8 protein-coding genes and 1 pseudogene are annotated in these 13,321 nt (G+C 73.5%); 8 read left to right on the forward strand and 1 reads right to left on the reverse strand.

Annotation, left to right across the window (positions count from 1 at the left end):
- Window positions 1-79 precede the first annotated feature (79 nt).
- The 5 genes from ggt to hflX all read left to right on the forward strand — a co-directional run bounded on the left by ggt (window position 80) and on the right by hflX (window position 6,252).
- On the forward strand, window positions 80-1,870 hold the full coding sequence (gene ggt / locus ACH4XV_RS10835; RefSeq protein WP_395788690.1) for a gamma-glutamyltransferase: 1,791 nt from the start codon (window positions 80-82) through the stop codon (window positions 1,868-1,870).
- A gap of 89 nt (window positions 1,871-1,959) precedes the next feature.
- Window positions 1,960-2,814 (forward strand): diaminopimelate epimerase, encoded by an 855-nt coding sequence (gene dapF, locus ACH4XV_RS10840; RefSeq protein ID WP_395788413.1) that lies wholly within the window; start codon window positions 1,960-1,962, stop codon window positions 2,812-2,814.
- A 112-nt stretch (window positions 2,815-2,926) separates the two neighbouring features.
- On the forward strand, window positions 2,927-3,670 hold the full coding sequence (locus ACH4XV_RS10845) for a hypothetical protein (RefSeq protein WP_395788415.1): 744 nt from the start codon (window positions 2,927-2,929) through the stop codon (window positions 3,668-3,670).
- A gap of 225 nt (window positions 3,671-3,895) precedes the next feature.
- Window positions 3,896-4,606: a DUF4097 family beta strand repeat-containing protein gene (locus tag ACH4XV_RS10850; RefSeq protein WP_395788417.1), complete on the forward strand. Its 711-nt coding sequence runs from the start codon at window positions 3,896-3,898 to the stop codon at window positions 4,604-4,606.
- Between the two features lie 104 nt (window positions 4,607-4,710).
- Window positions 4,711-6,252, forward strand: coding sequence for a GTPase HflX (hflX, locus tag ACH4XV_RS10855; protein WP_395788419.1), 1,542 nt, complete (start codon window positions 4,711-4,713; stop codon window positions 6,250-6,252).
- Window positions 6,253-6,314: 62 nt separating this feature from the next.
- Here the strand turns inward: hflX and ACH4XV_RS10860 are convergent, their stop codons facing one another.
- Window positions 6,315-7,406 carry a hypothetical protein gene (locus ACH4XV_RS10860; protein WP_395788421.1) on the reverse strand — a complete coding sequence of 364 codons (1,092 nt, stop codon included), beginning with the start codon at window positions 7,404-7,406 and terminating at the stop codon, window positions 6,315-6,317.
- A 213-nt stretch (window positions 7,407-7,619) separates the two neighbouring features.
- On the opposite strand from ACH4XV_RS10860, the pseudogene ACH4XV_RS10865 reads away from it, so the two are divergent.
- The 3 genes and pseudogenes from ACH4XV_RS10865 to ACH4XV_RS10875 form a co-directional block, all read left to right on the forward strand.
- A pseudogene (locus ACH4XV_RS10865) lies at window positions 7,620-9,092 on the forward strand (diaminobutyrate--2-oxoglutarate transaminase); the annotation flags it as partial.
- 740 nt (window positions 9,093-9,832) lie between these two features.
- Window positions 9,833-11,353 (forward strand): pyridoxal phosphate-dependent decarboxylase family protein, encoded by a 1,521-nt coding sequence (locus ACH4XV_RS10870; RefSeq protein ID WP_395788423.1) that lies wholly within the window; start codon window positions 9,833-9,835, stop codon window positions 11,351-11,353.
- 172 nt (window positions 11,354-11,525) lie between these two features.
- Window positions 11,526-13,295, forward strand: coding sequence for an IucA/IucC family protein (locus tag ACH4XV_RS10875; RefSeq protein WP_395788425.1), 1,770 nt, complete (start codon window positions 11,526-11,528; stop codon window positions 13,293-13,295).
- Window positions 13,296-13,321 lie beyond the last annotated feature (26 nt).

Genomic DNA, 13,321 nt, shown 5'->3' on the forward strand with positions numbered 1-13,321 from the left:
GCGTGGCACGGTGGGGGTTCGTGACACACCGGAACCTGTTCGGGGGAGGCTGGTCGTGATTCGCTCGGTTCGTCGCGCCATGGCGTCGGTCGCGGCGCTGGGGCTCGCTATGACCATCCCGGGAGTGGCGTCCGCGTCACCCGGCGGGCCGGCGGAGGCGCCGGCCAAACAACCCGTGGCCACCGGATGGGGCGGCGCGGTGTCCAGCGTCGATCCCGACGCCACCCGGATCGGCTTGGACGTGCTGCGCCGGGGCGGCAACGCGGTGGACGCCGCGGTGGCCACGGCCGCCGCGCTGGGCGTGACCGAGCCGTACTCGTCGGGGATCGGCGGTGGCGGCTACTTCGTCTACTACGACGCGCGCAGTCGCAGCGTGCGCACCCTGGACGGGCGGGAGACGGCGCCCGCCAGGATGCAGAAGGACGCGTTCCTCGACCCCGCCACCGGGTTGCCCATCCCGTTCGACCAGGGGGTCAACTCCGGGCTTTCGGTGGGGGTTCCCGGCACGCCGCAGACGTGGAACACCGCGCTGCGCACGTGGGGTACGACCAGTCTGCGCTCCGCCCTCGAACCGGCCCGGCAGTTGGCCGAGCGCGGGTTCGTGGTGGATCAGACGTTCCACGACCAGACGGCGGCGAACGCGTCCCGGTTCGACGACATCACGCCGACCGCGCAGCTGTTCCTGCCGAACGGGCAACCGCCGGTGGTGGGCAGCGTGTTCCGCAATCCGGACCTGGCCCGCACGTACGAGCAACTCGGTCGCAACGGCGTCGACTGGTTCTATCGCGGCGGCCTCGGCCGCGAGGTGGTGCGCACCGCGCAACAACCGCCGGTGGCACCGGGAGCCGACCGGGTCTTCCGGCCCGGACTGATCGAGAACGGCGACCTGGCGAACTACCGGATCCGGGAGCAGCGGCCGACCCACCTCGACTACCGGGGCCTGGACGTCTACGGCATGGCCCCGTCCTCGTCGGGCGGCTCCACCGTGGGCGAGGCGCTGAACATCCTGGAGACCACCGACCCGCGTACGCAGGACGAGGTCGCCACGACGCACCACTATCTGGAGGCGTCGCGCCTGGCCTTCGCGGACCGCAACCGCTACGTGGGCGACCCCGCGTTCGTGGACGTACCGCTCAAGGGCCTGCTCGCCGACGGTTTCGCCAAGGAACGCGCGTGCCTGATCGACCCGGACCACGCCGCCGTGAGCCCGGTGCCGCCGGGTGACCCGAAGCCGCCGTACGACCGGCAGTGCCGGGCGAGCGGCACGCCGGAGGCGACCGAGCCGATCGAGGGCTTGTCCACGACGCACCTGGTCACCGCCGACCGCTGGGGCAACGTGGTCTCCTACACGCTGACCATCGAGCAGACCGGCGGCAGTGCGATCACCGTGCCCGGACGCGGGTTCCTGCTCAACAACGAATTGACCGACTTCAACTTCGCGCCGCTGACCCCGGGCGTGTTCGACCCGAACCTGCCCGCGCCGGGCAAACGGCCGCGCAGCAGCATGTCGCCGACGATCGTGCTGCGCGACGGCCGGCCGTTCATCGCGGTGGGCTCGCCCGGCGGGGCGACCATCATCACCACGGTGCTCCAGGTGCTGACCGAGCGGCTCGATCGTGGCCTCTCGCTGCCGCAGGCGGTCGCGGCGCCGCGACTGTCTCAGCGCAACGGCGCGGCCACCGAGGTCGAACCGGGGGTGCCGGCGTGGTTGCGCACGGGGCTCGAACAGCGCGGGCACGTGCTCAAGGCCAACCCGGAGATCGGCGCCGCGGCGGCGCTGGAATTCCTGCCCGGCGGGCGCGTCCAGGCGGTGGCCGAACCCACCCGCCGGGGCGGCGGCGCGGCCGGCGTGGTGCACCCGGACCGATAACGGGCCAATGCCACGCGCGAGCGGCCTCGGCGGAACTCCGCCGAGGCCGCTCGCGCGTGGTCCGTCCCGCCCCGTCCTAGGATTGCGGGGTGAGCACTTTGCACTTCTTCAAGGGGCACGGCACCGAGAACGACTTCGTCATCGTGCCGGACGCCGACGGCGAACTGGACCTGTCCGCCGCGCAGGTCGCCGCGCTGTGCGACCGGCGGGCGGGCATCGGCGCCGACGGGGTGCTCCGGGTGGTGCGCTCGGCCAAGGATCCGGCCGCCGAGCACCTGGCCGGCGAGGCCGAGTGGTTCATGGACTACCGCAACGGCGACGGCTCGATCGCGGAGATGTGCGGCAACGGCGTGCGGGTGTTCGCACGGTTCCTGGTCGAGCGGGGCCTGGCCGAGGCGGGCGAGTTGCGGGTGGCCACGCGCGGTGGGGTCAAGGCGGTCACGGTGTCCGCCGAGGGCCCGGTCACCGTGGACATGGGCCCGGCCCGGCTGCCCGGTTCCGAGGGCATCGGGGTCGACGTCGAGGGGCGGGTGCGACCGGCCACCAACGTGGACATGGGCAACCCGCACGCGGTGGTCTTCGTCGAGGACCTCGCCCAGGCGGGCACCTTGTACACCGCGCCGACCGTGACCCCCGCGGGGGCCTATCCGCATGGGGTCAACGTCGAGTTCGTGGTGCGCCGGGCGCCGGGTCACGTGGCCATGCGGGTGCACGAGCGCGGCTCGGGGGAGACCCGGTCCTGCGGCACGGGAGCGTGTGCGGTGATGGTCGCCGCGGCGCGCGCCGACGGCGCGGAGCCCTCGGTGGCCGGCGAGCCGGTCACCTACACGGTGGACGTGCCCGGCGGGCGCCTGGTGATCACCGAGCGGGTGGACGGGCACATCGAGATGACCGGCCCGGCCGTGATCGTCGCCGAGGGACGGGTCGACCTCGCCCGCCTGTGACCCCGGTGCGGGCGTCGCGGAACCGGTGTCCGAACACCTGTGCTCGTTCGATCCGTCGTGATAGGTCTTGCCTGACATGGTCAAGCAAAGTCGTCCCCGGGGAGACACGAGCATGAGCAGCATGGACACCGCCCGCGAGACCACCCGCGCGGTCAAGAAGACGGTGCAGGCGGCCGGGGCCTTCTTCTTCGCGCCGCACACCGTCGCACGCGGCGCCGAACTGGGGCTGGACGGCGTGACGCTCTACGTCGCCGGCCGCGGCGGCGTGCTCGGCGACGTCGACGACGCCGCGGTGGTCGCCGCGTTCCATCACTTCACCGCCGACGCACTGCTTCCGCTGTGGCAGGGCGGCAGGAAGGCCGCGCCGCCCGAGCGGGTCGGCGCGCTGTACGCCCAATGTGCCCGCGACTGGGGGCGCGAGCACCTCGCCGACCTGCCGGAGGCGGCCCGGCTGGCGGAGATCACCACCACGATCGTGCGGGCGAACGACCTGGGCGCGCTGGCCCCGCTGTACTCGGCCTGGCGCGGTGTACCTCTTCCGGATGACGCGCCCGCCCGGCTCGCGCAGAACCTCCAGACGCTGCGCGAGCATCGCGGCGGGCTGCACATCCTGGCCCTGGCCGCGCATCGCCTGACCGCGGTGGAGGCGCAGGTGGCCGAGGCGAGCCCCTACCTCGAGTTCTACGGCCACACCAAGCCGTTTCCGCAGGTCACCGACGAGCTGACGGCACGCCGACAGGCCGCGGAGGACACCACGGACGAGCTGGTGGCGGCGGCGTATGCCGTGCTCGACGATGCCGAATCGGCCGAATTCGCGGCGCTGGCACCAGCGTTGGGCGCGCGGCTGGCGCACTGACCGGCGGCCCCGGTACCGGTACCGGGGTCCGGGAGAACCCCGAGGCGGGCCCTGCCCGGAGGTGGAGTGCCTCGGGGTCGCCTCCTGCCAGGGAAGGAGCCGGTCAACCCGACGCCGGACCGACGCGCGGAACAGGGGTGCTTCCTAGCCTGGAGGGCAAGAGGACAGCGGGGGAGTGGTCGTGCGTTCGGGCGGCGTACCCCGCCCCGACCCAAGGAGACCCTTATGGCTGCCCGCAACCGTCGTCTGGCCCTGCTCGTTCCGCTCGTCGCGCTTCCGCTGGTGCTGACCGCGTGCGAGTTCAACGTGGACACCGACCACGACGCGGAGAAGAAGACCACTTCCTACGACGTCACGCAGAGCGTGAAGTCGCTCAAGGTGGACAGCGCGGCGGGCAACGTCAAGGTGACCGAGGGCGACGTCAACGTGGTCAAGGTGACCGAGAAACAGCATTACGACAAGACCGCGCCGACGACCACGCACAACGTGGACGGCAGCGGCCAGTTGGTCCTGGACTACGACTGCGCGAGCAAGAAGGCCTGCTTCGTGGCGTACGAGGTGACCATCCCGCGCGGCGGCGCCGCGCTCGACATCCGCACCGACGCCGGCAACGTGACGCTGCGCGATGTGACCGGCACGCTCAACCTGCACACCAGCGCGGGCAAGATCGACGGCGAGGGGATCACCTCGGCGAAGGTGACCGCGCAGACGAGCGCGGGCTCGATCGACATGACCTTCACCAAGGCGCCCACCGACGTCAGCGCCAAGACCGACGCGGGTCGGGCGACAGTGCGGGTGCCCGGCGGGCAGCAGTACGCGGCGGATGTGTCCACCACGATCGGCGACAGCGACGTCAAGGTCTCGCGCAACGACCAGTCGCCGCACAAGATCAAGGTGCGCACCGAAGTCGGGCAGGCCCGGCTGCTGACCTCGTGAGAACGCGGCGGGCCGCGCCCCGGTTCGCTTCGGGCGAACCGGCCGAAAACCCGGATGCCCGAGTGCGGACCCTCGTGGGACCATCGTGACGGCCGCTTCGGGGAATGGAGCGGCCCGCCGACTACGTTGAACAGGACGATATGACTTCTCGCTCACACCGCGCCGGACACGACGACAAGGACTCGACTCCCCATTTCGACGAGGCCGACGGCCTCGACGACGGAGCGGCCTTCGACGGATTCGGACCGGGCGATGACGTCGGGGGTCGTCCGGTCGACTACGACGGCGACCAATTCGACCGTGACGAGCGCAGCGCGCTGCGCCGGGTGGTCGGTCTCTCCACCGAGCTGACCGACGTCACCGAGGTCGAATACCGACAGCTTCGCCTGGAACGGGTGGTCCTCGTCGGGGTCTGGACCGACGGAACCGCCGCCGACGCCGAATACTCGCTCAAGGAACTCGCCGCGCTCGCGGAGACCGCGGGTTCGGAGGTGCTGGACGGCCTGATCCAGCGCCGCGACAAGCCGGACCCGGCGACCTACATCGGCTCCGGCAAGGCCCGCGAACTGCGCGACGTGGTGATCGCCACCGGCGCGGACACCGTGGTCTGCGACGGTGAACTGACGCCCGGTCAGCTCATCCAGCTGGAAGACGTCGTCAAGGTCAAGGTCGTGGACCGCACGGCGCTGATCCTGGACATCTTCGCGCAGCACGCCAAGTCCCGAGAGGGCAAGGCGCAGGTCTCGCTGGCACAGATGCAATACATGTTGCCGCGCCTGCGCGGCTGGGGTGCCTCGCTGTCGCGCCAGATGGGTGGCGGCGGCGGTGGCGGCATGGCCACGCGTGGTCCCGGTGAGACGAAGATCGAGACCGATCGTCGGCGCATCCGGGAGAAGATGGCCAAGATGCGCCGCGAGATCGCGGACATGAAGAAGGCCCGCGACACCAAGCGCCAGGAGCGCCGCCGCAACGCGGTTCCCTCGGTGGCCATCGCGGGTTACACCAACGCCGGCAAGTCCTCGATCCTGAACCGGTTGACCGGCGCGGGCGTGCTGGTGGAGAACGCGCTGTTCGCCACGCTGGATCCGACGGTGCGCCGGGCGGAGACGCCCAGCGGACGCGGCTACACGCTGGCGGACACGGTCGGTTTCGTGCGGCACCTGCCGCACCAGCTGGTCGAGGCGTTCCGGTCCACCCTGGAGGAGGTCGCCGACGCCGACCTGATCCTGCACGTGGTGGACGGCTCCGATCCCACGCCGGAGGCCCAACTGGCGGCCGTGCGCGAGGTGTTCACCGAGGTCGACGCACACCGGGTGCGGGAGATCGTGGTGGTGAACAAGGCCGACGCGGCCGATCCCGAGGTGTTGGCGCGGCTGCTCCGTCGGGAGAAGCACGCGATCGTGGTGTCCGCCCGCACCGGGCAGGGCATGGACGAACTGCTCGCGCTGATCGACGAGGAACTGCCGCGTCCCGACGTCGAGGTCGAGGTGGTCGTGCCGTACGAGCGCGGCGACCTGGTGGCGAAGGTGCACGCGAGCGGCGAACTGCTCGGCACCGAGCACCGCGAGTCGGGCACCTGGCTGCATGCCCGGGTGGGCCGGCAACTCGCGGCCGAGCTGGAGCGGTTCGTGGTGGTCACGCGCTGATCGTCGGATGGTGAGGGCCCGGGTCGCGGACGCGACCCGGGCCCTCGTCGTGTCCGGCCCGGTCAGCGCTTGCGCTTGAGGTTGTCCAGCATGCGGCGGGCGTCCTGGTCCAGGTAGGGGCCGGCGATCCAGGTGTGGCCGGCGCCGCTGAGCGCGCTGTTCCCGATCAGGCACAGCGTGCCGTCGGGGGCGGTGGCGTACCAGCCGCCGCCGCTGGCGCCGGCGGTCATGGTGCAGCCGATCCGCAGCAGGGGCGGGGTGTTCGGGTCGACGGTCATCCGGCGCGGGGCCTGGGCGCAGCCGAACATGGTCAGGCCGTCGAAGGGGGCGTCCTGCGGATAGCCGTAGGTGCCGGCCTCGGCCAGCTCGCGCGGGGCGTCGAACCACACGGGCAGGGCGCGGCCGACCACCTCTTCCAGGCTGGGTCCGTTGCGGTCGGGGTTTTTCACCTCGACCACCGCGTAGTCGTACGAGGTGGCGGAGGAGGTGGCGTTGGTGCCGCCGGCGCGCCACTGGTCGGAGGTGGCGACGGAGGTCGCCCACCACTGGCCGAAGGGGGCGACCGGGCCGGGGTTGCCGAGGTTGGCGAGGGTGGCCTGGCCGCTGCTGTTGAACGCGGGTACGAATTGCAGGCTGGTGAACCAGGTGCCGCCGTGTCCGGCGTGGACGCAGTGGCCGGCGGTCCACACCAGGTTGCTGCGGCCGGGCCGCTTGGGGTCGGCGATCACGGTGCCCGAGCAGACGGAGGGGCCGTCGGGGGCCTCGAAGAACAGTTTGCCGACGGCGACCGTACCGGCCTCGCCGGTGTAGGGGCGGGGGACCGCGCGGGCCTGTACCGGGGGCGGTTTGGCCTCGGCGAGCACGTCGGGCAGCGGTTCGGGGTCGGCCGGCGCCCCGGTGCGTCCGGGTTCGGGCGAGGGCAGGGGTAGGGCCGGGCCCTCCTCGTTGCCGCGCGGCTCGCGCGGTTTGGCCCGACTCATCCGCTCCGGGGTCCAGTGCGCGGGATCCCCCGGATCGGCGAGTGCCGCCGGTCCCCGGCCGTGGCCGTCGTCGGTGCCGACGCCGTCCAGTGTCAGTGCCATGACGGTGCCCGTCACCAGCAGCGACACCGCCACCGTCAGCGTGACGAACAGCGTGCGAACGCCGCGCGTCAAGCGCCTACCTCCCCGTGTGCGCCCCCGGTGTGTGCCGGTCGACAGTATCGGAGGGGCCGCCGCCCGTGATCGGGCGGCCGTTCGGTCGTTGTCAGCAAGGGAGTCGTCGATTCGACCAACGTCACTCTTTGTGGTGATGGCGTTGCGATCCGCTGTCGTGCAAAGGTAAGCCTTACCTAAGTTTCCGATCGCCCTCGTGGAGGTGCCGCAGTCATGACCGCTGCCCTGACCAGGCCGGACGACCGCTCCGGTGCCCCAGACCCGACCCCGCTGGGACCGCCCGCCGACGCCGTGAGCCCCGATGGCGGTGGGCGGGTCGGTGCGGCGATCGGCCGGCAGCGCTCGGGGACCACGAGTGCCGACGCGCCGGGTATTTTGCGGCGACAGGCCGCCCGCGAGTCCTCGGCGCGCACCTACGCGCGCTCGTTGCCGATCGTGCCGGTGCGGGCCCGCGGCATGACCGTCGAGGGTGCGGACGGGCGGCGCTACCTCGACTGCCTCTCCGGCGCCGGCACGCTGGCCCTGGGGCACAACCACCCCGTGGTGCTCGCCGCGATCCGGGGCGTGCTCGACACCGGCGCGCCGCTGCACGTGCTCGACCTGGCCACCCCGGTCAAGGACCGGTTCGTCGAGGAGTTGTTCGCCACGCTGCCGCCGGAGTTGGCGCGCGACGGGCGCATCCAGTTCTGCGGGCCGGCCGGCACCGACGCGGTGGAGGCGGCGCTCAAGCTGGTGCGGACCGCGACCGGGCGGCGCGGGGTGGTCGCGTTCACCGGGGCCTACCACGGGATGACCGCGGGGGCGCTGGCCGTGAGCGGCGACACCGCGATCCGGGACGCGACCGGGGCGGGCACGGGAGACACGGTGCGGCTGCCGTTCCCGCAGGACTACCGCTGCCCGTTCGGCGTCGGCGGGGCCGAGGGCGCGCGGATCGCCGCGCACTACGCGGGCACGCTGCTCGCCGACCCGGGCGGCGGCGTGCCGACGCCCGCCGGGATGATCGTGGAACCGGTCCAGGGCGAGGGCGGGGTGCTGCCGGCGCCCGACGAGTGGTTGCGCGAGCTGCGCCGGCTCACCGCCGAGCGGGGGATCCCGCTGATCGCCGACGAGGTACAGACCGGCCTGGGGCGCACCGGCGCGATGTGGGGCGTGGACCACGCCGGCGTGGTGCCCGACGTGATGGTGGTCTCCAAAGCGATCGGCGGCAGCCTGCCGCTGGCCGTGGTGGTCTACCGGGCCGAGCTCGACCGCTGGTGGCCCGGCGCGCACGCGGGCACCTTCCGCGGCAACCAGCTGGCGATGGCGGCCGGCACCGCCACCATCGCCTTCGTGCGCGAGCACCGCCTGCACGAGCACGCGGCCCGTGTCGGGGCACGACTCGCGGGCGCGCTGCGGGGCCTGATGCCCGGCCGGCCCGCGATCGGCGAGGTGCGCGGGCGGGGCCTGATGCTCGGCGTGGAGATCGTCGAGCCCGACGCGGCGCCGGATGCGATCGGGGCCCGGCCCGCGGCGCCCGGCCTGGCGCTCGCGGTGCGGCGCGAGGCGCTGGCTCGGGGGCTGATCGTGGAGCTGGGCGGGCGGCACGACAGCGTGGTGCGGTTGCTGCCGCCGCTGACGATGACCGAGGTCCAGGCCGACGCGGTCCTGGAGCGCCTGGCCGAGGCCATCGAGGCGGCCGGGGCGGGATACCCCGGCCCGCCCGCAGGTCCGGGCGGCGCCGGAACCGGACCGGCCCGGTTCGCGCGCGCGAGTGCCGGGGCGGCGGGTTCCGAGCCGGGGACAGCCGGGGTCGCGAGTGCCGGAGCCTCGATGCCTCCATCCGTAAACGGGACGACCGGGACCGAAAACGCCGGCCCGACCGCCGACTCCCCGGGTGGTGGGTCCGAGGGTGCCGAGGTTGGGGGTGCCGGATTCCCGGGCGGCGGGGCCGCGAGTGCCGGAGCCTCGATGCCCGCGTCCGCGAACGGGGTGACCGGGAGCGGAAACGGCGGCCCGATCGCCGAGTCCCCGGGTGGTGGGTCCGAGGGTGCCGGGGTTGGGGGCGCCGGATTCCCGGGTGGCGGGTGCGGGGTCGCCGAGTCCGAGACCAGCGGGTTTGGGGGAGTCGGGTTTGAGGGCGTCGGGATTGGGAGTGCCGGATTCCCGGGTGGCGGGTCCGAGGACGCCGGAGCTGGGAGTGGCGGATTCTCGGGTGGCGGGTGCGGGGGTGCCGAGTGTGGGGCGAGCGGGTCTGGGGGTGTCGGGTTCGAGGATCCCGGAGGTGGGGGTGCCGGGTTTTCGGGGGTCGGGTGGGGGGTTGCCGAGTCCGAGATGAGTGGGTTCGCGGGTGCCGGGGGTGGGAGCGGCGGGTTTTCGGGGGGCGGGTTCGTGGCTGTTGGATCGGAGTCGGTGTGAGTGGCGGGTGGGGAGTGGGGCACCCCGTTGGAGTGTCGCTCTCGGGGGGTGTGGGCGGGGCCGATGCGTTGCGGGCGCTGGTGGACGTTGCGCTCGGCGCGATGGATGCCGGGGTCGGTGCGCGGGGTGGGCCGTTGCCGTCGGGTGGGCCGGTCGGGGTCGCGGTCGAGGTGGCCCGGGTGCTCGGCTCCGGCGCGGCGGGGCCGGTGCCGGCCGCGCGCGGTGCTGCGTCGGCGGGCCCCGGGCCCGGGACGCTGCCGGACATCGGGGTGGGCGACTTCGCCGCGTTGCGCGAGTTGTCCGCGCTGCTCGCGTGGGGGTCCGCCGACCCGGCCGACCCGCGCTGCGCCGGCCATCTGCACTGCCCGCCGCTGGCCGTCGCGGTGGCCGCCGACCTGATCGCCTCCGCTCTGAACCCCTCGCTCGACTCGTGGGACCAGGCGCCGGCGGCGGTGGCCCTGGAGGCCGAGGTGGTGGCCGCGCTCGCCGGCCTGGTCGGCTTCCCGCCCGGCGGCGCCGGCGGCACGATCACCAGCGGCGGCACCGAGTCCAACCTGATGGGACTGCTCCTGGCCCGCGACGCGCTCGGCCCCGGCGTCGGCCGGCGGCGGATCCTGTGCTCACAGGCCGCGCACTTCTCCATCCGCCGCTGCGCCGGCCACCTGGGCCTGGGCGAGGACGCGGTGGTCACCGTGCCCACCGACGCCGATCACCGGATGGACCCGCACGCGCTGGCGGCCGCGGTCGGACGGGTGCGGGCGGGCAACGACCGGATCGCGGCGATCGTGGCCACGGCCGGAACCACCGACCTGGGCGCGATCGACCCGCTGCCGGCGATCGCCGCGGTCGCGCGCGCGGCGGGCGCGTGGTTGCACGTGGACGCGGCCTACGGCGGCGGCGCGTTGTTCTCGGACCGGCTCACGCCGCTGCTCACCGGCCTCGAAGGGGCCCACTCGGTGGGCCTGGACCTGCACAAACTCGGTTGGCAGCCGATCGCGGCCGGGGTGTTCCTGGTCCGCGACGCGGCCTTACTCCGGCCGCTCGCCCAGCGCGCCGCCTACCTCAACCCCGACGACGACCAAGGCGCCGGCTACGTCAGCCTGTTGGGCAACTCGCCGCGCACCACGCGCCGCGCCGACGTGTTCAAGATCGCGGTCACCCTGCGTGCGCTCGGCCGGGCCGGACTGGGCGAGTTGGTGGACCGCTGCCACGACCTGGCCCGACACGCGGCCGAGGCGATCCGGGTCGACCCGCACCTGGAACTGGCCGCCGAGCCCGTGCTCACCACCGTGCTCTTCCGCTACCTCCCCCGAGGGCACGACCCCGACAACGCGGCCGACCGGACCGAGGCGGACCGGGTCAACGCGGCGCTGCGCCGCCGACTGCTGCACGAGGGGCGCGCGGTGGTCGGCCGTACCGAACTGGGCGACGGGCCCGGCGCGGTCCGCCTCAAACTCACCCTGCTCAACCCCGACACCACCGGCGCCGACCTCGGTGCGCTGCTCGCCGCGGTGGTCGAGGCGGGGCGCGCGGAAAGCGCGACCTCGGGCTGACGCTCCATCAACAATCTTCGTTACCGCGCGCCTCGCATATTCGCGACCATCCTCGCCAAACAATCGACACGGGTCGAAATCTCCATATCCCGAGTGCCGCCTCCGGCACGATGCACGATTCACGATTCACGGGCATCGACCCCCGGGTCGACCGACACCAGACGGAGCAGCGATGACCATCGCGGGTCCCGACCCGTCCGCCGTGCGGACGGACCCCGAAACGGACCACCTCGACGCGCCGAACCCCCGGCACGCCGCCGACGCGGCGACGGTCGAATGCCTGCTCCGCTGCTGGGTGCGCGAACACGCGCTGCCGAGACCGGAGTCGGGCACGCTCACCGTCGAACTGCCCGGGGTCGGCCGGACCCTGACGGTCGTGGTGCGCTACTGGTCGCCGGCGGGCTGGCACCGCTTCGGCGCCGCGCACCTGGACGGCGAGGGGCCGCTGAACGCGGTCACGCTGGCCCTGGTGCTCGGTGACGAGGCGAGTGCGAGCGGGACCGGCGCGGCGGGCGGGGCCTGCGGTGATACCGCGATTCGGGTGGCCGACTCGGTCACCCACACCGAGCGCTACATCGCCCACCGGCGCGCGCATCCCGAAGACCCGCCCGGGACCGCCCCGTTCCTGGCCGCCGAGCAGTCCCTGGTGCTCGGCCACCCGATGCACCCCACACCCAAGAGCCGGGACCGGCTCGACCCCGACGAGGACGCCTCGTGGTCGCCGGAGTTGCGCGGATCCTTCCCGCTGCACTGGTTCGCCGCCGACGCCGACCTGGTCGGCCAGGACAGCGCGCTGGAGCGGGAGGCCGCCGACGTGCTGGCCGACCTCGCCGGGGAGTTGCGCGCCCCCGAGGGCACCGTGCTCGTGCCCGCCCACCCGTGGCAGGCCCGCGACCTGCCGCGGCGCCCGCACCTGCGCGCCCTGCTCGACGCCGGCCGGTTGCGCGACCTGGGCCCCGCCGGCGCCCCCTGGCACCCCACCTCCTCCGTGCGCACGGTGTACCGGCCCGACGCCGAGGTGATGCTCAAGCTCTCCCTCGGCCTGCGGATCACCAACTCCCGCCGGGAGAACCTGCCCAAGGAACTGCTGCGCGGCATCGAGGTGCACCGCATCCTGCGCTCCGGCCTGGAACACGAACTGCGGGCCGTGCACCCCACGTTCGACATCGTCCGGGACCCGGCCTGGATCTCGGTGGCGCCGCCGGAGCCGTTCCCGCGCCCGGACCGGCCCGCGGCCGGCCTGGAACTGGTGCTGCGGGCCAACCCGTTCGGCGCCGGCGACCGGGTCTCGTGCCTGGCCGCGCTGGTCGCCGAACGCCCCGGGATCGGCCCCTCGCGCCTGGCCGGACACGTACACACCCTCGCCGAGCGCACCGGGCGCGCGCCGGCGTCGGTGGCCGAGGAATGGTTCGAGCGCTACCTGGCGGTGGTGGCCGAGCCGGTGTTGTGGCTGGACCGGCACGCCGGCATCGCGCTGGAGGCACACCAGCAGAACACCCTGGTCCTGCTCGACGCCGACGGGCTGCCCTCGGGCGGGCGCTACCGGGACAACCAGGGCTACTACTTCCGCGCCTCGCGCGCCGGCGACCTGGCCCGCCGGCTGCCCGCGGCCGGGATGGCCAGCGACACGATCGTGCCGGACGAGATCGCCGACGAACGCCTGGCCTACTACCTGGGGGTCAACAACCTGCTCGGCCTGATCGGCGCGTTCGGCGCCCAGGGGCTGGTCGAGGAGGGGGTCCTGCTGGCCCGGCTCCGCGCCCTGCTGACCCGCTACGCCGAGGACAGCGGCGCCGCGCGCTCGCTGCTCACCGATCCGCGTCCGCTCTGCAAGGCCAACCTGCTGACCCGCCTGCACGGCCTCGACGAACTCGTCGGGCCGGTCGCCACCCAGTCGATCTACGTGCACATCCGCAATCCGCTCGCCGACGTCCCCGCGTGAGCCCGGCCCCAGGAGGTTCCGTCCCC

The sequence above is a fragment of the Embleya sp. NPDC020630 genome (assembly GCF_044334985.1).
Classification (GTDB): domain Bacteria; phylum Actinomycetota; class Actinomycetes; order Streptomycetales; family Streptomycetaceae; genus Embleya.